22 protein-coding genes are annotated in these 23653 nt (G+C 66.1%); 8 read left to right on the top strand and 14 right to left on the bottom strand.

Annotated elements, in window-relative coordinates:
* Genes FHW64_RS21235 through FHW64_RS21225 form a run of 3 tightly spaced genes read right to left on the bottom strand, consistent with a single transcriptional unit; the run spans position 1 to position 3557 of the window.
* Positions 1-1101 carry a M14 family metallopeptidase gene (locus FHW64_RS21235; protein WP_184529875.1) on the bottom strand — a complete coding sequence of 367 codons (1101 nt, stop codon included), beginning with the start codon at positions 1099-1101 and terminating at the stop codon, positions 1-3.
* Positions 1098-2312: a M20 aminoacylase family protein gene (locus FHW64_RS21230; RefSeq protein ID WP_184529873.1), complete on the bottom strand. Its 1215-nt coding sequence runs from the start codon at positions 2310-2312 to the stop codon at positions 1098-1100. The genes FHW64_RS21235 and FHW64_RS21230 overlap by 4 nt, the downstream gene beginning before the upstream one ends.
* 54 nt (positions 2313-2366) lie before the next feature.
* Positions 2367-3557, bottom strand: coding sequence for a glycerophosphodiester phosphodiesterase (locus FHW64_RS21225; protein WP_260305997.1), 1191 nt, complete (start codon positions 3555-3557; stop codon positions 2367-2369).
* 112 nt (positions 3558-3669) lie between these two features.
* On the opposite strand from FHW64_RS21225, the gene argE reads away from it, so the two are divergent.
* Together argE and FHW64_RS21215 are read left to right on the top strand one after the other, a co-directional pair.
* Positions 3670-4878: an acetylornithine deacetylase gene (gene argE / locus FHW64_RS21220; RefSeq protein WP_184529870.1), complete on the top strand. Its 1209-nt coding sequence runs from the start codon at positions 3670-3672 to the stop codon at positions 4876-4878.
* A 13-nt stretch (positions 4879-4891) separates the two neighbouring features.
* A complete protein-coding gene (locus FHW64_RS21215; RefSeq protein WP_184529868.1) occupies positions 4892-6115 on the top strand; it encodes a DUF445 domain-containing protein in 1224 nt (407 codons plus the stop codon).
* Here FHW64_RS21215 and FHW64_RS21210 read toward each other — a convergent pair.
* A complete protein-coding gene (locus tag FHW64_RS21210) occupies positions 6112-7233 on the bottom strand; it encodes an ABC transporter substrate-binding protein (protein WP_184529866.1) in 1122 nt (373 codons plus the stop codon). The genes FHW64_RS21215 and FHW64_RS21210 overlap by 4 nt on opposite strands.
* A 74-nt stretch (positions 7234-7307) precedes the next feature.
* Between FHW64_RS21210 and FHW64_RS21205 the strand changes: the two genes are divergently transcribed.
* Genes FHW64_RS21205 through FHW64_RS21195 form a run of 3 tightly spaced genes read left to right on the top strand, consistent with a single transcriptional unit; the run spans position 7308 to position 10811 of the window.
* Complete coding sequence (locus tag FHW64_RS21205) at positions 7308-9353, top strand: molybdopterin-dependent oxidoreductase (protein ID WP_184529864.1); 2046 nt, start codon at positions 7308-7310, stop codon at positions 9351-9353.
* On the top strand, positions 9350-10507 hold the full coding sequence (locus FHW64_RS21200) for an aminopeptidase (RefSeq protein ID WP_184529862.1): 1158 nt from the start codon (positions 9350-9352) through the stop codon (positions 10505-10507). The genes FHW64_RS21205 and FHW64_RS21200 overlap by 4 nt, the downstream gene beginning before the upstream one ends.
* Positions 10488-10811, top strand: coding sequence for a polyhydroxyalkanoic acid system family protein (locus FHW64_RS21195; protein ID WP_221210435.1), 324 nt, complete (start codon positions 10488-10490; stop codon positions 10809-10811). Before FHW64_RS21200 ends, FHW64_RS21195 begins: the two co-directional genes overlap by 20 nt.
* Positions 10812-10832: 21 nt before the next feature.
* Here FHW64_RS21195 and FHW64_RS21190 read toward each other — a convergent pair whose 3' ends face one another.
* Positions 10833-11087, bottom strand: a complete 255-nt coding sequence (locus FHW64_RS21190) for an acyl-CoA-binding protein (protein WP_184529860.1) — start codon at positions 11085-11087, stop codon at positions 10833-10835.
* Positions 11088-11181: 94 nt separating this feature from the next.
* Here FHW64_RS21190 and FHW64_RS21185 point away from each other — a divergent pair, with 94 nt between their 5' ends.
* Positions 11182-12477, top strand: a complete 1296-nt coding sequence (locus tag FHW64_RS21185; protein WP_184529858.1) for an O-antigen ligase — start codon at positions 11182-11184, stop codon at positions 12475-12477.
* A 12-nt stretch (positions 12478-12489) separates the two neighbouring features.
* Here the strand turns inward: FHW64_RS21185 and FHW64_RS21180 are convergent, their stop codons facing one another.
* From FHW64_RS21180 to FHW64_RS21140, 9 genes are all read right to left on the bottom strand, one after another.
* Entirely contained in the window at positions 12490-13401 is a 912-nt protein-coding gene (locus tag FHW64_RS21180; RefSeq protein WP_184529856.1) for a 4-deoxy-4-formamido-L-arabinose-phosphoundecaprenol deformylase, read from the bottom strand.
* Between the two features lie 5 nt (positions 13402-13406).
* A complete protein-coding gene (locus FHW64_RS21175) occupies positions 13407-14447 on the bottom strand; it encodes a bifunctional UDP-4-keto-pentose/UDP-xylose synthase (protein WP_184529854.1) in 1041 nt (346 codons plus the stop codon).
* 29 nt (positions 14448-14476) lie between these two features.
* Positions 14477-15427 carry a formyltransferase gene (locus FHW64_RS21170; RefSeq protein WP_184529852.1) on the bottom strand — a complete coding sequence of 317 codons (951 nt, stop codon included), beginning with the start codon at positions 15425-15427 and terminating at the stop codon, positions 14477-14479.
* On the bottom strand, positions 15424-16407 hold the full coding sequence (locus FHW64_RS21165) for a glycosyltransferase (RefSeq protein WP_184529850.1): 984 nt from the start codon (positions 16405-16407) through the stop codon (positions 15424-15426). Before FHW64_RS21165 ends, FHW64_RS21170 begins: the two co-directional genes overlap by 4 nt.
* 18 nt (positions 16408-16425) lie before the next feature.
* Positions 16426-17556 carry a DegT/DnrJ/EryC1/StrS aminotransferase family protein gene (locus tag FHW64_RS21160; protein ID WP_184529848.1) on the bottom strand — a complete coding sequence of 377 codons (1131 nt, stop codon included), beginning with the start codon at positions 17554-17556 and terminating at the stop codon, positions 16426-16428.
* Positions 17553-19283: a glycosyltransferase family 39 protein gene (locus FHW64_RS21155; RefSeq protein ID WP_184529846.1), complete on the bottom strand. Its 1731-nt coding sequence runs from the start codon at positions 19281-19283 to the stop codon at positions 17553-17555. Before FHW64_RS21155 ends, FHW64_RS21160 begins: the two co-directional genes overlap by 4 nt.
* A gap of 130 nt (positions 19284-19413) precedes the next feature.
* Positions 19414-20244: a hypothetical protein gene (locus tag FHW64_RS21150; protein ID WP_260305986.1), complete on the bottom strand. Its 831-nt coding sequence runs from the start codon at positions 20242-20244 to the stop codon at positions 19414-19416.
* A 17-nt stretch (positions 20245-20261) separates the two neighbouring features.
* The gene (locus FHW64_RS21145; RefSeq protein ID WP_184529845.1) at positions 20262-20936 is read right to left on the bottom strand and encodes a TetR/AcrR family transcriptional regulator; all 675 of its coding nucleotides are present in this window, start codon (positions 20934-20936) and stop codon (positions 20262-20264) included.
* Positions 20937-21053: 117 nt separating this feature from the next.
* Positions 21054-21539 carry a phasin family protein gene (locus tag FHW64_RS21140; protein WP_184529844.1) on the bottom strand — a complete coding sequence of 162 codons (486 nt, stop codon included), beginning with the start codon at positions 21537-21539 and terminating at the stop codon, positions 21054-21056.
* Between the two features lie 156 nt (positions 21540-21695).
* On the opposite strand from FHW64_RS21140, the gene rfbB reads away from it, so the two are divergent.
* Both rfbB and rfbD read left to right on the top strand, forming a co-directional pair.
* The gene (gene rfbB / locus FHW64_RS21135) at positions 21696-22766 is read left to right on the top strand and encodes a dTDP-glucose 4,6-dehydratase (protein WP_184529843.1); all 1071 of its coding nucleotides are present in this window, start codon (positions 21696-21698) and stop codon (positions 22764-22766) included.
* The gene (gene rfbD, locus FHW64_RS21130) at positions 22763-23653 is read left to right on the top strand and encodes a dTDP-4-dehydrorhamnose reductase (protein ID WP_184529842.1); all 891 of its coding nucleotides are present in this window, start codon (positions 22763-22765) and stop codon (positions 23651-23653) included. The genes rfbB and rfbD overlap by 4 nt, the downstream gene beginning before the upstream one ends.

Below are 23653 nucleotides of genomic sequence, written 5' to 3'. Positions count from 1 at the left end.
TCAGGCGCCCGCGTTCAAACCATCTACCGCCTGGAACATCGCCTGGCGTGCCTGGCTCACGATCTGGCCGCGCCACGCATCGGTGTCGGTGTAGAACGCCTCCAGCGTGGCGGCGCGAATCTTCGTTGCGAGTTCTTCCGGCGCATCCGGGTGGTTGTGCAGCCAGTGGTCGCCGCGTAGTGCGGCCATGACTTCGAGCAGGGGCTGGGTGCCGTATTCGAGCGCCATGCCGGTGTACTCGGCCTTCGGACACTCCTCGTAGATCGCGCTCCAATTGAGCCCGGTGAGAAAAGCCGACGCCGACGAGCCGTCATAGATCGAGGTCACGGGCGTGCTTGGCGAACCCCACCATGCATTGGCGCGCGCGAAGGCCTGCTTGTCGTCGCGGCAGGCGAAGATGCGTTCGCCGATGCCGTTGGGCCCGAGGCCAGTGTGGATGTCGATCCATGCCAGCCTGCGTGCACGCTGGCCGTGTGCGCGCAGCACATCGCGGAAGGTCTTGTTGCTCCACGTGGGCGCGTTGCCGCCGAAGAACATGCCGTCCTCGAACTGGTATTGCCCACGCGTGACCGCTGCCTGATAGGCCTCGACGCCGTGCTGCCCGATCCACGCCGCGATCGCAGCGTTGTTCTCATCGGTCGGCGGCCATGCATCCGGCAGAAGCAGCGGATGCAGGCTGGCGTAGGGTTCGTTCACCGGTAGCGACTTCTCGAAATCGAAGAAGTTGCGATTGAGGTCGACGTTCTCGTTCGTCACGCGCCGTCCATGCGAAAAGCCGTGCGGGTTGAGCGCATGCACATAGAGCACTGCCACGCCCTGCGAGCGCGCCTTCTCGCGCCATTCATCGTCATGCAGCGCGAAGACCTGCACGCCGCTGCCGCAATGGCCTTCGACGCCGTGGCAGCCGCTCGTGACCAGCAACATGCGCTCCGCATTCGGATTGCCATCGAGCGCCACGTCCATCGCGAGTTCCTCGCCGTCGCGGCCCTTCAGCGGATGTACATGCGATTGCACCGCGAGCCCGGCACTCGCGCAGGCCTGCAGGAACTTCTGCCGCGCGAGAAAGTAGCGCGAAGAGAAGGCTTCTCCGATGCCGATCATGCGGACTTCCCTTCCGACAGCTTGGGCGTGTTGAGGAACTGCTCCGCCAGCTGGACCCACATGGTCGCGCCGAGCGGAATCAGGTTGTCGTTGAAGTCGTAGCTCGCGTTGTGCAGCGTGCAGGGGCCGGCGCCGTGATGCATGTCGCGATGCGTGCCGTCGCCGTTGCCGATGAAGGCGTACGCGCCGGGCTTGGCCTGCAGCATGAAGGAGAAGTCCTCCGCGGTCATCGCGGGTTCCTGCAGCAGCACGTTCTCGGCGCCGACGATGCCGGACATCACGCGCCGTGCGAAGTCGGCTTCGGCCGGTGTGTTGATGGTGGGCGGATAGGTGCGGATGAACTCGAAATCCACCTGCGCACCGTGCGCCGCGCAGATGTTCTCGGCAATCTGCCGCATGCGCGATTCGATGAGGTCGAGCACTTCGATGGTGAAGGTGCGCACCGTGCCGCGCAGCTCGGCATCGTTCGGCGTCACGGTGGGTGCTTCGCCCGCATGGAACATCGTGACCGAGATGACGCCCGCGTCCACCGGCTTCATGTTGCGCGTGAGGATGGTCTGGAAGGCCTGCACCATTTCGCAGGCGATCGGCACGGGGTCGATGCTGGTGTGTGGCAGTGCAGCATGGCCGCCCTTGCCGCGCACGACGATGTGGAACTGGTTGCTCGACGCCATGACCGGACCGGGGCTCACCGCGAACTGGCCGGCCTTCATGCCGGGCCAGTTGTGCATGCCGAAGACGGCCTCCATGGGGAACTGCTCGAACAGTCCCTCCTTGATCATCTCGCGCGCGCCGCCGCCGCCTTCCTCGGCAGGCTGGAAGATCAGGTAGACCGTGCCGTCGAAGTTGCGGTGCTTTGCCAGATGCTGCGCCGCCGCGAGCAGCATCGTCGTATGGCCGTCGTGGCCGCAGGCGTGCATCTTCCCGTGGTGCTTGCTCGCGTGCTCGAAGGTGTTGAGCTCGGTGACCGGCAGCGCGTCCATGTCGGCCCGCAGCCCGACAGCGCGGTCGCTGGTGCCGTTCTTGACGATGCCCACGACGCCGGTCGTGCCCAGTCCGCGATGGATGGGAATGCCCCACTCGGTCAGCTTGGCCGCGACCACGTCGGAGGTGCGGACTTCCTGGAAGCAGAGTTCGGGATGGGCGTGCAAGTCACGTCGCACCGCGGCCATGCCGGGAGCCTGGGCGACGAGGGAGTCAAGGAGTTTCATGAGCACAGTCTAGGCCTTGCGCAAGACGCAGGCAAAGACCGTGCCTTGCGCGCTTTACTTGCCGGTTTCCCGCAGCCACGTGCCGCGTGCGGCGAGCGCGGTGTCCGTGAAATCGGTGAAGACGCCGTCCACGCCGAGCCGGTAGAACGCGATGTACTCGTTCGCGCCGTCGCCCTTGTAGTCCGACGCGAGGCGCCGCGACTCGTTGCGGAAGGTGAAGGGGTGGACGAACAACCCCGCCTTGTGGGCGTCCTCGACGAGCTGCGTCGGCGCGGCGGAGGTGGCATCGGCGTCGTTGATCTTGCCGTCGCGGTTGACGTCCACCGGCTTGCCGTCGGGACCGATGGTGCCCTTGATGGTGACGATGTAGCGCTTCCACGGGCCGATTCCGTCGGCGTAGGTCTTGATCTCGGCAAGCCCCGCCGGCGTGACCATCACGTCGAAATTGCGGCGGTCGCCGGCCTTGGTCCATTCATAGGGCCGGTCCACCGGCACGGCATAGGTCATTGCGCCGGTCTTCATGTCGATGCCGTCGCCATCGATGAGCTGGACCGTCTTCGTCTTCAGCCCCTTGGACTTCATGTACTTGAGGCTGCCCGGCTCAAAGGATTGCACGAAGACCGGTGCGCCGCGGTTGTTCCAGCCGGCCGCGTCGAGCGTGGCGATGAGCTTGTCTTCCAGCGGCAGGCCGAGATCGCGGAAGTAAGTGGGGTTCTTGGTCTCGGGATAGATGCCGATGGTGCGCCCGGTTTCCTTCGACTTGGCCTTGGCGAGGTCGACCACCTCCTGGAAGGTCGGCACCTTGTACCGGCCGTTGAACTGCTGGGGCCGCTCGGCATCGGTCGAGATCGCGCCGAGCCGCTTGATTTCCTCCAGGGTGAAGTCGTTGCTGAACCAGCCAGTCTGCGTTTCGCCGTCGACCTGGATCGTCTTCTTGCGCGAGGCGAATTCGGGTCGCGTGGCCACGTCGGTGCTGATCGCGAGGTTGGGGTCATGGCGCGTGATGAGCACGCCGTCCTTGGTGGAGATCAGGTCCATCTCGATGTAGTCGGCGCCGAGTTCGATGGCTCGCGCGTAGGCTTCGAGCGTTTCCTCCGGCAGGTAGCCCGATGCGCCGCGATGCGCAATCACCAGCGGCTGCTGGCCGTCGAGCGTGGCGAGCTTGCCCGAGGGGGCGGTGGCCGTGGTGCAGGCCGAAAGGCACAGGGCGGCGATCGCGCCCAGGGTCAGGGTGGTCGGCTTCAAGACTTCTTCTCCTTCCGGATTTCCGGATTCCAAAAGGGCGGAGGCTATCCCGCCGAGATGACACTTCCGTGGATGTGGCCGCAGTCCGCGGACTTCCGGGACAATGCCCCGCATGTCACATGTGCTTTCAACCCGCAGCCTCGAACTCGCGCAGACGCTCGTGCGCATGAACACCGTGAGCACCAACAGCAATCTGGAGCTCATCGATTTCGTACGCGATCACCTGGCGGGCCTCGGCATCCGCAGCCGGCTGACCTACAACGCCGACAAGACCAAGGCCAATCTCTTCGCCACGCTGGGCGCTGGCAAGAAGGCCGGCGTGATCCTCTCGGGACACACCGACACGGTGCCGTGGGACGGCCAGGCGTGGAGCGTGGACCCACTTGCTGCCATCGTGCAGAACTGGCCGCAGACCGACGAGAACGCCGAGCGTGTCGTCGATGAGCCGCGGCTCTACGGGCGCGGGTCGGCGGACATGAAGAGCTTCATCGCGGTGGCGCTCGCCAATGCCGAGCGCTTCATCGAAAGCGAATCGCCCTTCGCGGTGCACTTCGCCTTCACCTACGACGAGGAAGTCGGCTGCTTCGGCGTGCGGGAGCTGATCGCCGACATGAAGGACCAGGGCATCAAGCCGCTGGCCTGCATCGTCGGTGAGCCGACGATGATGGTCCCGGCCATCGCGCACAAGGGCGTGTATCGCTTCAAGTGCTGCGTGCGCGGCAAGGAGGCGCATTCGTCGCTCACGCCGCAGTCGGTCAACGCGATCGAGATGGCAGCCCGCGTGGTCGGCAAACTGCGCGACATGGCGGAAGGTTTCGAGCGCGACGAGCCGCGCTACGAAGGCTTCGATGTGCCATTCAGCACCGCGAGCGTGGGCCAGTTCCATGGCGGCATTGCGGACAACGTGGTGCCGCGCGACGCGGAATTCCGCTACGAATTCCGCAACCTGCCGACCAGCGACGTAGCGAAGATGCAGAAAGAGGTGGTCGCCTACGCGCAGCGCGCTGAGGTGGCGATGAAGAAGGTCGCGCCCGATACCGGCTTCCGCTTCGAGCCGATCTGCGAAGTGCCGAGCTTTCTCGGCTCCGCAGGCGACGCAGTGACGCGCCTCGCTCAGAGGCTGGCCGGGGAGTCCCGCACCACGTTGGTCGGTTTCGGCACCGAAGCGGGCATCTTCAAGAACGCGGGCATCCCGACCGTGGTGTGCGGCCCGGGCAGCATCACGCAGGCGCACCAGCCGGACGAGTACGTGACGCTCGAACAGCTCGGGCGCTGCGAAGCCTTCCTGCGCGGCCTTGCCGCGACAAAAGAGATCCGCTGAGCCACTGGGCATCATGAAGCGGATCGCGCTCGGTCTGCTCTGCGCCGCGGCGCTGCTCTATGCGGTCGCGACGGCGCTCGAAGCGCGGCATCCGGCCTGGGGCTACGTCGCTGCCTTCGCCGAGGCGGCGATGGTGGGCGCGATCGCGGACTGGTTCGCGGTGGTGGCGCTCTTCCGGCATCCGCTGGGGTTGCCGATTCCGCACACCGCGATCATTCCGGCGAACAAGGACCGCATCGGCGCGAAGCTTGCCGGCTTCATCTGCAACAACTTCCTGAGTACGCCGCAGGTGCTTGCGAAGCTCGCGGAATTCGATCCATCCGCGCGGCTTGCAGACTGGCTCTCGCGGCCGGATCGCGCGGAGAAGCTCGGCGACCACCTCGTCGCAGCAGTGCGCTACGGGCTCACCGCCTTCGACGATGCCCGGGTGCGCGACTTCCTCGGCCGGATTGCATCGGCCGGCCTCGTTCAGCTCGATATGTCGCGCCTTGCCGGACAGGCACTCGACGCTCTGACCGCCGGCGGACGCCACCAGGCGCTGCTCGACGATGTGCTCGCGCAGGTCGCGCATGTCGTCGAGGGCGACGAGGTTCAGGAGCGCATCACCGAAGCCATCGCGCGCGAGATCAAGGCGCTGCGCTACGTGGGGCTCGACCAGGTGGCGGCCCGGGTCGCCACCCGCAAGATCGTCGACGCAGTGGCACGCACCATCGCCGATCTGGCGGCAGACCCGGCGCATCCGTTGCGGCTGCGATTCGACGAGTTCATGGCCGGCTTCATCGCGCGGCTCAAGACCGATCCGGAATTCCGCAGCCGCGGCGAAGCCATTCGCGCGGACCTCCTGGCGCATCCTGCGCTTGGCGACTATCTGCATGGCCTGTGGAGCGAACTGCTCGCATGGCTGCACACCGATCTCGCGAAAGACGATTCAAGCATCCGCCAGCGCATCGTCTCGATGACCGGCAGCTTGGGCGCGAGGCTGAGCGCGGACGAAGCGATGCGTCGCTGGATCAACGAGCAGGTCATGGACGCTGCTCCGCGTGCGATCGAACGCTATCGCGAGGACATCCGCCGCTACATCATCGAACGCGTTGCCGAATGGAACGCCGACGAGATGACCGTCGAGCTCGAACGCAACATCGGGCGCGACCTGCAGTTCATCCGGGTGAACGGCACGCTGGTCGGCGGGCTGGTGGGGCTGGGCATTCACGCCGCCACCCAGCTCCTGAAGTCCTAGGTCCGGATCTTTCCGTCGCCGGTGATCATCGACAGCTCGACGAACTTCGAGGCCACATGATTCTTCGGTGAGAACGAGACGTCGAACCCGGCGAACTGCTGGCGCTCGATGCTTTCGAGACCGGCGATCAGTCCTTCGCGCGAGGGCTTGCCGGTGGAGCGCCGCAGGCCTTCGGCCAGCACCTTCGCGGCGAGGAAGCCTTCCACGCTCGAGAAGTTGGCCTTGGTCGTGCTGTTGGCCTTGCGCACGGCGTCGTTGAACTCACGCGTGATGCCGTTCGCCGCGTTGTAGGGAGAAGGCACGACCTGCGTGACCACCACGCCGGCGCCCTCCTTGCCGAGCTCGTCTGCAAGCGCTTGCGTGCCGACGAACGACACGTTGAAGAACGTCCCGCCGTAGCCGGTCTTGCGTGCTTCGCGGATGAACGCCGCGCATGACTTGTAGGCGCTGACCTGGACCACCGCGTCCGGCTGCGCCGCGACGATGGACTTCACTGCCGCCGACACGTTGACCGAGTTGCGCTCGACCGTGGCGAGGGCGACCGGCTTCAGGTCGAGTTGCGACAGCGCGAGCGTCACGCCGTCCAGGCCCGCCTTGCCGTAGGCGTCGTTCTGATAGAAGACCGCGATCTTCTTCAGGCCGAGATTCGTGAGCTGCTTGACGATCACCGCGGTCTCGTCGTTGTACGAGGCTCGCAGGTGGAACACGTTGCGATGGAACGGCTCGCGCAGCGACATGGCACCGGTGAAGGGCGCGATGAACGGCACCTTGGCGTTCACGGCCTGCGGTAGCGCCGCGAGACTGGTCGGCGTGCCGATGTAGCCGAAGAGCGCGAAGACGTCCTCGTCGATCAGCTTCTTCGTGTTTTCCGCGCAGCGATCGGGCTCATAGCCGTCGTCGAGGAATTTGATGACCACGTCGCGGCCGGGCTGGGCGTTGTACTGGTCGAGAAAGAGCTTCGCTCCTTCGTAGAACTGGATGCCCAGTTGCGCAGCCGGCCCGGTGAACGGGGCGGACTGGCCGAGCACCAGTGGCGTCTCGCTCTGGGCGCGGGCGAACTGGAAGCCGGCGAGCGCCGCGGCGCCCGTTGCGATTGAAAACTGTCTGCGACTCAGCATCGTGAAAACCCCTCCGCGCGCTTTCCTGGCGCACAACTTAGACTCAGCCGGTTCCTGCTGCCCCGGCTGATTTCATGACCTCCCCAACCCGCGTTCTCGGTGCCTGTCCGCACGACTGTCCTGATACTTGCGCGCTCGTCACCACCGTGCAGGACGGCGTGGCCGTCAAGCTGCAGGGCAACGAAGCGCACCGGCACACCGCCGGCGTTCTGTGCACCAAGGTCTCGCGCTACATCGAACGCAACGACCATCCGGAACGTCTCGTCCAGCCGATGAAGCGTTCGGGTCCCAAGGGGAGCGGCCGCTTCGAACCGGTGAGCTGGGACGTCGCACTGGACGACATCGCTGCGCGCCTCAATGTATTGAGAAGTAACAATCCGGAAAAGATTGTGCCCTACAGTTACGCGGGCACCATGGGTCTTGTGCAGGGCGAGTCGATGGACCGTCGCTTTTTCCACAAGCTCGGTGCGTCGCTCCTGGACCGGACGATCTGCTCCACCGCTGGGGGTGAGGCCTTAGGTTTTACTTTGGGCGGCAAGGTCGGCATGCGGACCGAATTCTTCGCCGAATCGAAGTTGATCCTCATTTGGGGCAGCAATTCGATCGCGAGCAATCTCCACTTCTGGCGACATGCGCAGGCGGCCAAGCGCGCCGGCGCGCGGCTGGTGTGTATCGATCCGCGCAAGACCGAAACCGCCGACAAGTGCGACGAGCACGTGGCGCTGCTGCCCGGCACTGATGCCGCGCTGGCGCTCGCGCTGATGCACGAGCTCATCGTCAACGACTGGCTCGATCACGACTACATCGAGCGCTACACCCTCGGCTGGGGGCAGTTGCGCGAGCGCGCGCTGCAATGGCCGCCGTCGCGTGCGGCCGCGGTCTGCGGCGTGCCGGAAGAGCAGATCGTTTCGCTGGCGCGCGCCTACGGCACCACGAAGCCCGCCGCGATCCGACTCAACTACGGCATGCAGCGCGTGCGCGGCGGCGGCAACGCCGCGCGCGCCGTCGCTTGTCTGCCGGCGCTGGTGGGTGCCTGGCGCGAACGTGCCGGCGGCCTGCTGTTGAGCAGCTCGGGGCTCTTCCCGGTGGACCGCGCGGCCTTGCAGCGGCCCGACCTGCTCGCCGGCCAGCGGCCACGCACCATCAACATGAGCACCATCGGCGATGCGCTGCTCGACACCGCGAATCCGATCGAGGCGGTGATCGTCTACAACAGCAATCCGGTCGCGGTGGCGCCGGAGTCGGGCAAGGTGGTGGCTGGCTTCGCGCGCGAGGACCTTTTCACCGTGGTGCTCGAGCAGTTCCAGACCGACACGGCCGACTACGCCGACTACGTGCTGCCCGCCACCACGCAGCTCGAGCACTGGGACATCCATTTCAGCTACGGACATACCGACGTGTTGCTGAACCGCCCCGCGGTGGCGCCGCGCGGCGAGGCGCGCAGCAATACCTGGGTCTTCAGCGAACTCGCCAGGCGCATGGGGTTCGACGAACCCTGCTTCTCGGACGACGACGAGACCCTGTGCCGCGCGGCCTTCCCGCCTGCGGCAGTCGACTTCGATGAACTGATCGCGAACGGTTTCGCCACGCTCAAGCTGCCGGACGCGCCCTATGCCGAAGGCAACTTCCCGACGCCGTCCGGCCGCTGCGAATTCTTCAGTGCACGGCTTGCGGCGATGGGCCAGGACGGCCTGCCGGACCATGTGCCCAACTACGAAGCGAAGGGAAGCTCCAGCGAGTTCCCGCTCGCGATGATCTCGCCGCCGGCGCGCAATTTCCTCAACTCCAGCTTCGTCAACGTGCGGAGCCTGCGGTCGATCGAAGGCGAGCCTTTGCTGGAGATCAACGAGGCCGATGCCAGTGCGCGCGGCATCGCAGACGGTGCAACGGTGCGTGTCTTCAACCAGCGCGGCGAATACCGCTGCCGCGCCGAAGTCTCGCGTCGCGCACGGCCGGGCGTGGTGCATGGTCTCGGGATCTGGTGGCGCAAGCTCGGTCTGGACGGCACCAACGTCAACCAGCTCACCAGCCAGCGGCTCACGGACATCGGGCGCGGACCGACCTTCTACGACTGCCTGGTTGAAGTGGAAAGCGTTGCCGAAGCAGCGGTGCCGACATGAAACGCATGCGCTGGGCGATCGTGGCAGGCGTCGCCCTAGTGGGGGCCGTCATGCTCGCGGGCTGCGCGGATCTCCGCTACTACTGGCAATCGGCCAGCGGCCACATCGACCTGATGCGCGCGGCGCGCCCGGTGCCTGAATGGCTTGAGGACCCGTCAGCATCCGAAGCGCTCAAGGCCAAGCTCGAGCTCACCCAACGCATCCGCCGCTATGCGGTGGCCGAACTCGGCCTGCCCGACAACGCGAGCTACAAGGCCTACGCCGACCTGCATCGGCCGGCCGCGCTCTGGAACGTGGTCGCAGCGCCGCCGCATTCGCTCACGCTCAAGACCTGGTGCTTTCCAGTCGCTGGCTGCGTGGGGTATCGCGGCTACTACGACGAAGCCGCCGCACGGGCCGAGGCCGCGGAGCTGACGGCGCAAGGCCTGGAGGTCGCGGTGTATCCGGTGCCGGCGTATTCGACGCTCGGATGGATGAACTGGGCCGGCGGCGATCCGCTGCTGTCCACCTTCATCGGCTACCCCGAGGGCGAACTCGCGCGCATCGTGTTCCATGAACTCGCGCACCAGGTGCTGTACGTGCAGGGCGACACCATGTTCAACGAGTCCTTCGCGACGGCGGTCGAGCGCATCGGCGGCGCGCGCTGGCTGAAGACCCAGGCAAGCGAAGCTGCACAAAACGAATACGCGCAGTTCGACGCGCGACGGCAGCAGTTCCGTGTGCTGGCGGCTGACACGCGCCGCGCGCTGCAGGAGATCTATGCCTCCGACGAGGCCAAGGCGCAGGACTGGAAGACGGTCGATGCCCGAAAGGCCGCCGCGATGGATGAATTCCGTCGCCGTTATGCGGCGCTTCGCGCGACATGGACGGGACCGCGCCAGGGCGCCTACGACGCGTGGGTTGCGCGCGCGAACAACGCGGCGTTCGGTGCGCAAGCGGCCTACGACGAACTCGTGCCGGGCTTCGAGGCGTTGTTCGAGCGCGAAGGCGAGAACTGGCCGCGCTTCTACGCCGCGGTCAAGGATCTGGCCGCGCAACCCAAGGAGGGGCGCCATCAGGCGCTGCGCACGCCGACATCGCAACCGGCCGACCTCATGCAAACCCAGTCGCCTTGCTGCAAGCGCGACAACAACAATGGAGATCGAGGTGCCTGACATCCAGATCGAGCGCCAGCATCAACTGGGCCTCCCTGCCGCGCGTGCTGTCGCGCGCAAGCTCATGCAGAAAGTCGAGCAGGACTTCGGGATGGAATGCACCTACGACGAAGGCGAGGTGCGGGATACGGCGCGTTTTGGCCGGGCCGGCGTCGACGGCAATGTCGAGGTCAGCGCCGACACCTTCAGGCTCGAAGCCACGCTGGGGATGCTGTTCGCAAACTTCAGCGACGAGATTCAGCGGCGCCTGGCCTCAAGCCTCGACAAGCTGCTCGGCGGAGCGCCGGCGGCGGAAGATGCCTGAGGCCGGCCGGCCCCAAGAACTTCAGCGCAGCGATTCGATCAGGTCGATGTATTGCTGCTTGGCGTCATCGGCGCTCAGGCCCTTGCGCGAGGTCCAGGCGTCCCACTTGGCGCGCGCGACGATGTCGCTGAAGCTGGGCTTCTTCTCGGTGTTGTCGCCCGCGGTGGCCTGCTTGAAGAGGCCGTAGATCTTGAGCAGCGTCGGATTGTCGGGGCGCTCGGCGAGCAGTTTGGAATTCGCCTGGGCGGCTTCGAAGAGGGTGTTGAGGTCGGACATTTCGACTGGGTTGGCGGAAAAATCATCATCTTAAGTGACGACAACGTTCAAATATCGCGCGGTGCCATAGTCCCGGGCGAACAGAGGTTCATTCATGACGAGATCGCAAGCCCCCTCCACTGAAATCGAGCGCGCGCTGGCTGCCTCCGCGCCGCGCGCCCGATTCGTGCAGGCGGCCGCGCTGTTGTGGGGCTGCGTGGTCTTCATGCCGGTCGGGCTCAACTACGGCGCGGCGGGGCTGCTGATTCTGGCCTTGCTGACGGCGGGCGGCTATCGCGAGCGCGCGGCGCGGTGGCGGAGCGACCCGCTGCGGTGGCCGATCCTCGCGTTCGTGGCGTGGGTGCTCGTGGTGCTGGCGCTTCGGCCGCATCATGCCGAGACCGGCCTGAGCCTGTGGCACGACGGGCGCATCGCGGTGACGCTTTCGCTCACGCTGCTGCTGTCGGTCGAAGAAACGGTCTGGGCGCTGCGTGGATTCCTGCTCGCCGCCGCGTTCGCGGTGGTGGTGATCATCCTTGGACACACGGTGGGCCTGCCGACCCTGCCGATCTGGCACAACGTGCTGGTGATGAAGGGCAACAAGTCGATCAACGACGCACTCCTGTTCGCCCTGATCGGCGCATCCGCCGCGGTCTGGGGACTGGCGCACCTCAATGACACCCGCGACCGTTGGCACTGGGCGGGTCCGGCGTTCGCCGTGACCATCGTGACCGCGGTGATCGTGACGGTGACGCTGCCCAATCGCACTTCGCTGCTCGGGCTGCTGCTGGCGGTCTTCGCGGCCTGCGTGCATCAGTGGCGCGGGCGGCTGCGGGTGCTGGCCGTGGCACTGTGCGTCGGTGCGGTGGTGGCTGCAGGGCTGGTGTGGCAGGCGCCTTCGGTGCAGGAAAAGTTCACCCTCGGCATCCACGAACTCGAGGCCGCGCAGGCCGGCGCGGTGTCGGAGGGGAGCTGGGTGGTCCGCTTCCACATGTACCGCGAGACGACCCGGATGATGCTCGACGCGCCGCTCGCCGGCTTGGGGCTCGGAAGCTGGACGCCGGAATGGCACCGGCGCGGGCCGAAGCTGTTGTACGACTACAGCATGCCGCACAACGACTTCCTGTGGCTGGGCGCGGAGACCGGCGTGCCGGGGCTGCTGATCCTTGTCTCGCTCTTTGTCACCGGGCTCGTCATTGCCTGGCGGCGGCGCGACATCACGGGCAGGCTGGCCTTCGTGGCAATGCTGATCCTGCTGGTCGCCACCTGCGTCAATTCAGCGATGCGCGATGCGGCGATCGGCCTGAGCCTGCCGTGGATCGCTTTCTTGTACCTGCACCTCGCGCGCGCGCCGGGCAACCCCTGGGTCGGGGTGCCGCCGGGCAAGTGGGGCGCGCTGCTGCGCGGCTAGGCTTTTCGGGGCTCAGGCCGGCAAGGCCTTGCCCTGCACGGCGAGCAGGCCGGACCGGCCTGGCACGGTCCCGAGTTCAAGGACATGCCGGGGCAGCGTCGGGGCGGGCGCGCTGTCGCGCAGCTCGCCGAGGTCCACCAGCGAATGGCCCTGCGCGCGCCAACCTTCGATCAGCCGCCGGAACACCGGCAGAAGCTTCATCCCTTCGAGCTCGGCGTGCAGCGTGTAGACGTGGTCCTGCGTGGCGCCTTCGGTCAGCGCGAGCAGATGTGAGTGCACGTTGTCGACGGTGATGCCGTCGATGCCGATCAGCTCGTCGAGCGTCGGCAGCGTGGTCGGGTACTGCGCGGGGCCGAGCACCGTGCCGCGATCGTCCACAGGCACGAAGGGGTGGGTACCTCGCGTGTCCGACGCATAGGTGATGCCGAGCATCGCCTCGGCGCGCGCGGCGGCCGCGTTGAACTGCCAGCCCGCCGCGCCGTGCAGCCGGGGCGGCGTGCCGAAGATCTCGGCGTGGCGGTCGGTGGCGCGGCGCATTTCACGCAGCGCCCAGCCCTCGTCGCGTCCGATGAGGTTGTCCTGCCAGAGCACGTGGTCCCAGCAGTGCACACCGACCTCGAAGCCTTCGTCACGAACCGCGCGCAGTGCCGCCGCCTCGCGACGGCCGATGTCGGGCCCGGGCAGGAGCACGCCGTACATCAGCGTCTTCAGGCCGTAGTGCTCGACCACCGAGGTGCGCGAGACCTTGCTGAGGAAGCCCGGCCGGAACACCCGGAGGATGGCGCGGCCGGTGTGGTCCGGGCCAAGGCTGAAGAGGAAGCTGGCGCCGGCGTCCATGTCGGCGAGCAGCTTCACCAGCGGCGGGACACCCTCGCGCGTGCCGCGCAAGGTGTCGACATCGACTTTCAGTGCGATGCGCGGCATCGCACTCAGGCTTCCAGGTCTGCGGAAGCGACGTGGTCGCTGTAGTAGGCGAACAGCGCGCGAAGCGCTTCTTCCATGCCGACCGTGGGCTTCCAGCCGAGATCGGCCACCGTGTTGCGGATGTCGGGCACGCGCTGCAGCACGTCCTGGTAGCCGGCGCCGTAGTAGTCGGCGGCGGCAACGTCGATCAGCTCGACCTTGGCTGCGGCTTCGCGGTACTCGGGCAGGGACGCCGCGAGGCTCAGCATCATGTTGGCGAGCGCGCGGATCGAGTGGTTGTTGTCCGGATTGCCGATGTTGTAGATCTTGCCGTCGGCGATGCCGTCCTTGTTGGCGATGATCTTTACCAGCGCGGAGATGCCGTCATCCACATAGGTGAAGGCGCGCTGCTGGCTGCCGCCGTCCACCAGACGGATCGGCTCGCCGCGGACGATGTGGCCCAGGAACTGGGTGATCACGCGGCTCGAACCTTCCTTCGGCGCATGCAGGCTGTCCAGGCCGGGGCCGATCCAGTTGAAGGGGCGGAAGAGCGTGTACTGCAGCCCTTCCTGCTGGCCGTAGCCGTGGATCACGCGGTCCATCAGCTGCTTGGCACAGGCGTAGATCCAGCGCGGCTTGTTGATGGGGCCGTACACGAGGTTGGAGGCTTCCGGATCGAAGGCCGCGTCGCTGCACATGCCGTAGACCTCGCTGGTCGACGGGAAGACCACCCGCTTACCCCAGCGCACGCAGTGGCGAATGATGGGCAGGTTGGCCTCGAAGTCGAGCTCGAACACGCGCAGCGGCTCGCGCACATAAGTGGAGGGCGTGGCGATCGCGACCAGCGGCAGCACCACGTCGCACTTCTTCACGTGGTATTCGATCCACTCCTTGTTGATGGTGATGTCACCCTCGAAGAAGTGGAAGCGCGGGTTGTCGAGCCACGGTGCGACGCGGTCCGACTGCATGTCCATGCCGTGGACTTCCCAGTCGGTGGTTTCCATGATGTGGCGCGTCAGGTGGTGGCCGACGAAGCCGTTGACGCCGAGGATCAGGACTTTGAGCATGTTTGAGGTTTCCTGGATAAATGGGAGATTCAGGCGTCGGCCGCGAGCCAACTGCCGGAGGAAAGGGATTCGAATGCGGCCGCGTCGAGCAGCTCGCTGTCGCCATCGCGCCGGGCTGCCAGCACGCGCAGCGCGTGGCCGTCGTCCGCGATCAGCCACAGTGCCGCGCCGTCATGCCACAGGCGCAGGCCGCGGCCGGGCGCGTCGGGCAGGGTGTCGGTGCGCAGGGTGCGCTCGATGAAGATGCGCTGCCCGCCGAACGATGCGAACGCAGGCGGGTAGGGGGGCGCGACCGCACGCACCAGGTCATGGATCTGGCGTGCACTCGCGTGCGGAGGGATGCGGCCGTCTTCCGGACGCCGACCGCCGAAGTAGCGGCCCTGCGAGAGGTCCTGCGGACGCTCGACCGCCGTGCCGTCGAGCATCGCCGGCAGGGTTCGTGCGAGCACGATTTCAGCCGCCAATGTCACCTTGCCGAAGACCTCGTGCGCGGTGTCGTCCGAGAGGATGGGCACCGCGAACTGGTCGACGATCGCGCCGTTGTCGGGCTTCTCGGTCATGCGGTGCAGGGTCGCGCCGGTTTCGCGCTCGCCGTGGAGAACCGCCCAGTTCACAGGCGCGCGACCGCGATAGCGTGGCAGCAGCGAGCCGTGCATGTTGAAGGCGCCGCGCGTGGGCAGATCGAGCCAGTCGCGCTTGAGCATCTGCCGGTAGTAGAACGAGAAGAGGAAGTCGGGCTGCATCGCGCGCGCGGCCTGCAGCAGCTCCGGGTCGTGCGGGTCCGCGGGCGTGACGCAGCGCAGGCCGCGCTCCGCCGCCACCGTGGCCACGCTGCGGAACCAGATCGTCTCGTTGGACGAATCGGTGTGCGTCACCACCAGGGGCACGTCCACGCCGGCGTCGAGCAGCACGCGCAAGCAGCGCACGCCGACGTCGTGGTAGGCGAAGACGATCGCGCTCGGTCTGCGTTCCGCGCTCATCGGCGGCGCTCCAGCACGGCGTTCACCTGGTAGCGGGGCCGCGCTCGGACTTCCTGGTAGATGCGGCCGATGTATTCGCCGAGCAGCCCGATGCCGAACAGCGCGAGGCCGACCAGCAGGAACACCAGCGCGAACAGCGTGAACACACCGCCCACTTCAGGTCCGAGGATGAGGCGCCGGCCGGCGAGGATCACGAACAGCACGCCCGACAGCAGCGAAACGATGATCCCCAGCATCGAGAAGGCCTGCAGCGGCACCAGCGAGAAGCCGGTGACGAGGTCGAAGTTCAGGCGGATCAGGCTGTAGAGCGAGTACTTCGATTCGCCCGCGTGGCGCGCCTCGTGGCCGACTTCCACCTCGGTGGGGTTCTTCGAGAACTGGTAGGCCAGCGCGGGGATGAAGGTGTTCATCTCCTCGCACTGGTTGATGAGCTGCACGATGTCGCGGCTGTAGGCGCGCATCATCGAGCCCTGGTCGTTCATCACGATGCCGGTCAGGCGAAAGCGCAGCCGGTTCATTGCGCGCGAGGCCCAGCGGCGCCAGGCAACGTCCTGCCGGTTGCGGCGGACGGTGCCGACGCAATCGAAGCCCTCATCCATGGCGGCGAGAAGCAGGCGGATGTCTTCCGGCGGGTTCTGCAAGTCGGCGTCGAGCGTGAGCACGCGGTCGCCGCGGCAATGCTCGAAGCCCGCCAGGATCGCGCGGTGCTGCCCGAAGTTGCCGTTGAGCAGCACGACGCGGGTGACGTCGGGTCGCAGATCGAACTGCTGCGCCAGCAGCGAGGCCGAGCGGTCGCGGCTGCCGTCGTCGATGAAGACGATTTCGTAGTCGATGGCCAGCGCGTCGAGCGCCGGATAGAGCCGGTCGAAGAGCGCGGCCAGGCCGAGTTCTTCGTTGTAGACCGGGATCACGACACTCAGCGTGGGGCGATCCGGCGCGACAGTCGGCCGGCTGATTGCGGCGTGGGCTGCGTCGTTCATGGTCGTCGTCACCTCCTGTCAGGACAGTGCGGCGGTCACCGTGGCGACCGCGTCGATCACGCGGTCCACGTCGGCGTCGGTCATCGCCGGGAAGAGCGGCAGCGTGATCGTGCGCGCGCCGATGTCCTCGGCCACCGGAAAGTCGCCAGCCGCATGGCCGCGCTGCCGGAACAGCGAAAAGAGATGCATCGCCGGGTAGTGCACGCCAACGCCGATACCTTGCGCCTTCATGCCGGCGATGAATTCGCCGCGGCGCGGTGCGAGCCGGGCCGGCAGCAGCGGTTGGAACATGTGCCAGTTGCCGTGGCCTTCGACGTCCCTTGGCGGCAGGGCGAAGCCGAGCGCCGGATCCCAGCGGGCGAAATAGCGTTCAGCGAGCTCGCGCCGCCGGCGGTTGAAGTCATCGACCTGGCGAATCTGGCCGAGGCCGATCGCGGCGGCCACGTCGGTCAGGTTGGCCTTGCTGCCCCAGGCCTCGACTTCCATGCCTCCGTCCGGAAGGCGCGTCACGCCCTGCAGACGCAGCTTCTCGAACTGCCGCGCCTCTTCCTCGTTGTTGAGGACCAGGCAGCCGCCTTCGGAGGTCGTGAAGTTCTTGTTGGCGTGGAAGCTGAACGAGACCAGGTCGCCGAAGCTGCCGATCTCGCGATCGCCCCAGCGAGAGCCGAAGGACTGCGCCGCGTCTTCGATCACGCGCAATCCATGCTTCTGGGCGAGGGCGTTCAGCAGGTCGCGATCGACCGGCAGTCCGGCCAGATCGACCGGAATCAGCGCGCGGGTACGCGGCGTGATGGCGCGCTGGACCTGGCTCAGGTCGATGTTGCGGGTGACCGGATCGGCATCGACGAACACAGGCGTGGCGCCGACGGCGAGCACGACGTTGGCGGTCGCGACCCAGCTCAGCGGGGTGGTGATGACTTCGTCGCCGGGCCCGATGCCGCACAGCCGCAGCCCGAGTTCGAGCGAGGCCGTGCCGGAGTTGACGAGGCGGACCGGCCGGCCGCCCAGACGCTCCGACAGCGCGGCTTCGAGCTGAGCGCACTTGGGGCCGGTCGTGATCCAGCCGGAACGCAGCACCTCGCCAACCTCGGCGATCGTGCGCTCGTCGATCGAGGGGCGGGTGAAGGGAAGAAAGGTTTGGTTTGTCATTTCTTGAGGACGACGACACGTCGCTGGTCTTCGAACACGATGTGCATCGGCAAGCCGCGCTGCTGGAGCTCCAGCCAGGTCGGCTTGGTCATGTAGGCAGCCGCCTGCGGCAGGGATTGCCACTTTGCGGCGAATTCGTCGAGGGTCTTGATCCACCGCTGCGGTTCCACTGTTTGGCCCAGGGTGAATTCGTCTTCGTAGTCGACCAGAACCACGTTGCGGCCGAGATAGAACGGAAGCGTCTGGTCATAGGTGCGGACGGCGAAGACGGGCGTGTCCGGCGTGATTTTCGATTGCAGTGCCGCGGCAAGCGGTGCTGCGCTCTTGAGCTGGCCGTAGGTGTTGTGCGCCTGGATGACCATCGAGCTCGCAATCAGATGCGCGAAGGCGACGCACAGGACGGCCACCGTGACTTTGCGCCGTCCGAGGCACCACCATGCAGCCAGTGCGCCGACGAGGAAGATCACCGCGCCCAGCCGTGCCGCATTGGCGAGCGGCTGCAGCACTTCGATCGGAGAGTTGACGGAAGCGAAGCGCGCGGGATTGATCGCCAGCGCAAGCAGCAGAACCCATGCGAGCGTTGGCAGCAGCAGGTGCCAGCGGAGCGTCGAAGGGGCAGCGTTGCGCAGCTGCATGGTCACCAGCAAGGCCAGCGCCGGGAACATCGGGAGGATGTAGGAAGGCAGCTTGGAGCCGGACGCGCTGAAGAACAGGAAGATGAAGGCGCACCAGACGAGCAGCACGTCGCGCGTCTGGATGCGTGACGGTCCATTCTGAGCGGCAGGGTCTTTGCGGAACAGCCAAGGCAGCGCGCCCGTCCAGGGCAGCATTCCGCCCAGCAGGAATGGCACGTAGTACCACCATGCGCCTTCACGCTGATGCACTTGCGTCAGATACCGAGCGAAGTGCTCGTGGATGAAGAAGAACTCGGCGAAGCTCGGGTTGCGCATCGAGACCAGCACGAACCATGGCGCCGCGAGCGCAAAGAAGATCACCAGGCCCGAAGCCCAGTGCATCCCCCGCCATAACCCTGCGTCGCGCCGCCACAGGCTGACAACGACCAGCACCGCGCCGGGGATGACGATGCCGACGAGTCCCTTGCTCAGCACGGCGCCGGCCATCGCAGCCCAGGCCAGCCAGATCCAGCGGCGGCGGGCGCGCGGCTCGGGATTGGCGTGCGCCAACAGCACGGCGCACAGCGCCAGCGTGAGGAACAGGGTCAGGCCGGTATCGAGCGTGAGGAAGTGGCTGTTGCCGATGATCCAGGTCATCGACGCCGCAACCGCCAGCGCCTGGATGCCGGCCTCGCGACCCCAGAGGCGGCCAGCGGTGAAGCCAACGGCCAGCAACGTGAGGAAACCCGCCACGCCCGGCCACAGCCGTGCGGTGAATTCCGACACGCCGAAACCGAGGAAGGCCAGCGCGCCGATCCAGTACTGCAGGATCGGCTTCTCGAAATAGAGGAGGCCGTTCAGCCGCGGGGTGACCCAGTCGCCGCTGCGCGCCATCTCGAGCGCCAGCGAGGCGTAGCGGCCTTCGTCGGGGCTCACGAGGGAACGGGTGCCGAGCGTGGCGAACCAGACGAGGCCAACGAGCACGAGAAGCGCAAGAAGGCCCAGCGAAGTCCAGGTGGCGGCGCTGCGTGGACCCGGCGTGGCCGGGGTATTCCGTCGGGAGTCAGTCTCGGCGGCAGTCGCGCCCAAACCCTGATGGGCTATCGTTTTCATGAATCGTTGGCAGGCAGGAAATCAAAAGTGGCGTTGTCGAGACGGGACCTTGCCCCTGCGAAGCCGCCCCGAAGGTGCCGTATTCGGATGAATCTGAGGTGAACACACCGGCAGGCCGGCGGAAATGGGCCTAGTCCGAAAGCCCCGCGCGCGCCAGCTCCACGTCCAGGCGCTCGCGCGCGTCGGCGGGTTCGAGACCGGCCGCCTTCTCGTACAGTCGCGTCGCTTCGGCCATGCGCGAATCGCCGTGCAGCATCAACAGGCCGCGAGCATATTCCATCAGCGCGCTGGCTGAATGCGGGTTCAGCTGCAGGCCGCGCTCGAACAACTCGACCGACGTTTCAGCACGCACCCCGTAGGTCATGCGCCCGACCAGGCTGCCGACCTTGTCGATGACCTCGGCATGGAAGGCGCCCAGCGCGATGTGTGCATCGGCATGGCGCGGTTCCAGCTCGATCACACGCTCGAGCGCGCCCTTGACCTTCGATCCCAGTCCCTGCGCCAGCGCGCGGGCGACGCTGATGCCTTGGCTGTAGCGACCCAATGCATAGGCCTGCCAGTAAAGCGCCTGACAGTTGTCCGGCTCGGCGGACGCCTGCGTGGCGGCCCGCTCGGTCACCTGCTTGAACAGCGCGAGCCGTACAGCTTCGCGCGGCTCGAGGTAGTTCGCGTAGACCGCGGTGGCCTGGTTCGCCAGCGCCAACCCGTCGGGTCCCTGCTTCAGCGCCAGCGCGACGGCCTGCTCGAATTCCCCGCTGTGATAGAGCGCCCAGCCGTCAACCAACGGCCCGGGCGCAGGTGGCTGCACCCATTGGCCGGCGTGCAGTCGGTCCCATTTCGCGAGCAGGCTGGCGGCATCGAAACGCGGGCTGTCCCGATAGGGCAGCCGGGTCCACGCGCCGGACGGGTTGCCGCTGCCGGCAGCCTGCACGGTGGTGGGATGAAGATCCGATGGCGTCATTCGTCGGGGGAGTGAGGTCAGACCGTCGCTGTTTGATCTTCGCCCGAATAGGCGTTGCTAAGTGTCAGCAAATGCCTCCGCTGCTCCTGCGCAAGATAGGGCGCCATCAGGTGCAGCGTATGGTGCGCGCCGCGCAGCAGCGCACCCTGTGCATGTGCGGGCTCCAGTGCTTCGCGAGGATTGCGCACGTACTCGTAGCTGAGCCAATAGGTCAGCACCACCACCATGCTTTGCGCAAGCGTGTCGACCTCGGGCGCTTCGATGTCGAGATGTCCGGCGCGGCTGAGGCCGGCAAGAAGGGTTCGAATGGCGCGCGCTTTGTTCTTTAGTACTACTTGAAACTGCGTTTCGAGGTGCCGGTTCTTGCTCAGGAGGTCGTTGAGATCGCGGTACAGAAAGCGGTAGCGCCAGATCAGCTCGAACAGGCTGTGCATGAAGAACCACGCATCCTCTACATCGTGCACGCCCTCGCTGGCATGCAGCAATTCGTTGAGCTCGGCCTCGTAACCCTCGTAGAGCCGGTTGATCAGCTCGTCCTTGGCCGGGTAGTGGTAGTAGAGATTGCCGGGACTGATATTGAGCTCGCTGGCTACGAGCGTCGTTGAAACGTTCGGCTCCCCGAAGCGATTGAACAGGTCAAGTGCGGCTTCGAGGATCCGTTGTGCAGTGCGGCGTGGCGCTTTCTTGGCCATGTCGTAGCCCCGGGGGTTGTCTCTGGCGGAGACTCTAGCGCAAGTCCTCGACGATGGGGCGCGGATTCACGGCCGATCGCGCGGCTGCGTGCGAGGTCAGGGCAGCGTCAGACCCCTTCAGCCACCAGTGGACTTGTGGCGCTGCGAGGGCTTGGATGCGGTGTCGGCAGACTTGCGCGGTGCCGTCTTGCGCGCCGCGGCCCGCGCGGGCTTGGCGGCGCCATCGCGCCGCTTCAGTTCCGCTTCGAGCGCCTCGACGCGCGCCTGGAGCGCCGCCACCTCCTGCGCCGACGGCATGCCCAACTTCTCGAGCGCACGCGCGACGCGATCCTCGAAGATGTTCTCGAGCTTGCCCCAGCCGCCAGCCGCCCGATTGCTGAACTCGTTGGCAAAGCCTGTCATGCGCGCCTGGGCCTGGGCCAGCGTTTCTTCGGCGGCCTGCTGCGTCCGCTTCTGCACGCCGACGCCGTCCTTCACCAGCGCCTCGAATGCCTTGCTGCCCTCCTGCTGCATCTTGGCGAAGGCGCCGAGGCCGGCGAGCCAGATTTGCTGGGCGGAGTCTTTGATGCGGTCGGTGGATTTGTCGTCGTCGGATGCAGCCATGGTCATTCCTTTGGGTGATCGGAAGAATCTAGACCTGGAGGGGTGGCCTCGTGTAGAGGCAGCGGTCTAGCTTCGAATTGAAACATTCTTCGAATGGGATAATGCCCCGCTTGACCCGCCGGCAGGCGATTATTTCGACAACAAAGAGGGACCCACATGATCCTGGTCACCGGCGGCGCCGGCTTCATCGGCGCCAATTTCGTACTGGACTGGATTGCGCAAGGCACCGAGCCCGTCGTCAATCTCGACAAGCTCACCTATGCCGGCAATCTCGAGACGCTTTCATCGCTCGATGGCAATCCAAAGCACGTCTTCGTCCGCGGTGACATTGGCGACAGCGCTCTCGTCGACAAGCTGCTGGCCGAGCACAAGCCTCGCGCAGTCGTGAATTTCGCGGCCGAGTCCCATGTGGATCGTTCGATCCATGGCCCCGAGGATTTCGTGCAGACCAATGTGCTGGGCACGTTCCGGTTGCTGGAGTCGGTGCGCGGCTACTGGACAAGTCTGCCGGCCGACCAGAAAGACGCCTTCCGTTTTCTCCACGTGTCGACGGACGAGGTCTATGGCTCTCTCAAGCCCTCTGACCCCGCTTTCACCGAAGAGAACAAATACGAGCCCAACAGCCCTTACTCCGCGAGCAAGGCCGCGAGCGACCATCTCGTGCGCGCGTGGCACCACACGTATGGCCTGCCCGTGCTCACCACGAATTGCTCGAACAACTACGGGCCGTTCCATTTCCCCGAGAAGCTCATTCCGCTGATGATCGTCAACGCACTGGCGGGCAAGGCCCTTCCGGTCTACGGCGACGGTATGCAGGTGCGCGATTGGCTCTACGTCAAGGATCACTGCAGTGCGATCCGCCGGGTGCTCGAGGGCGGGCGGCTTGGCGAGACCTACAACGTCGGCGGCTGGAACGAGAAGCCGAACATCGAGATCGTGAAGACGATCTGCGCGCTGCTCGACGAACTGCGTCCCCGTGCGGATGGCAAGAGCTACGCGGAGCAGATCACCTACGTGACCGACCGCCCCGGGCATGACCGCCGCTATGCGATCGATGCGCGCAAGCTCGAGCGTGAGCTGGCCTGGAAGCCGGCAGAAACCTTCGACACGGGCATCCGCAAGACCGTCGAGTGGTACCTGGCCCACGGCGAATGGGTGCGCAACGTGCAGAGCGGGTCGTACCGCGATTGGGTGCAGAAGCAATATGGGGGCGCGACGACCGCATGAAGATCCTTCTGTTCGGCAAGGGCGGCCAGGTCGGCTGGGAACTGCAACGCAGCCTGGCGCCGTTGGGCGACCTCGTGGCGCTCGATTTCGACAGCACCGAAATGCATGCCGATTTCAGCCAACCTGAAGCCCTGGCAGACACCGTTCTCCAGGTTCGCCCGAACGTGATCGTGAATGCCGCGGCGCACACCGCCGTCGACAAGGCCGAGAGCGAGCCCGACTTGGCGCGCAAGCTCAATGCGACGTCCCCCGGCGTTGTTGCGAAAGCGGCGCAGCAGATCGGTGCGCTGATGGTGCACTACTCGACCGACTACGTTTTCGACGGTAGCGGCACGAAGCCATGGAAAGAAGACGATGCGACCGGACCGCTCAGCGTCTACGGCAGTACCAAGCTGGAGGGCGAGGAGTTGGTTGCACAGCACTGCGCACGACACCTGATCTTCCGCACCAGCTGGGTCTACGCCGCACGCGGCGGCAACTTCGCGAAGACGATGCTCCGCCTTGCGAAGGAGCGCGAAAGGCTCACCGTCATCGACGACCAGTTCGGTGCGCCGACTGGAGCCGAGCTGCTGGCCGATGTCACGTCGATCGCCATCCGCGCATCCCTTCTGGATCCTGCGAAGGTCGGCCTCTACCACCTGGTGGCCGGCGGGGAGACGACCTGGCATGGATACGCGCGGTTTGTGCTCGAGCAGGCGCAGGCGGCAGGTGTCGAGCTGAAGGCTTCACCGGCGGCTGTCGACCCCGTGCCGACCAGCGCATTCCCTACGCCCGCGAAGCGTCCGCACAACTCACGGCTGAATACGGACAAGGTGCAAAGCACCTTCGGAATCAAGCTGCCCGAGTGGCAGCGCGGGGTGGCGCGCATGCTCGCCGAAACTCTCTAA

The sequence above is a fragment of the Variovorax sp. Sphag1AA genome (assembly GCF_014192575.1).
GTDB lineage: Bacteria > Pseudomonadota > Gammaproteobacteria > Burkholderiales > Burkholderiaceae_C > Variovorax.
The sequence above is the reverse complement of the archived record's forward strand: the minus strand, read 5'-3'. Positions and strand labels throughout refer to the sequence as shown.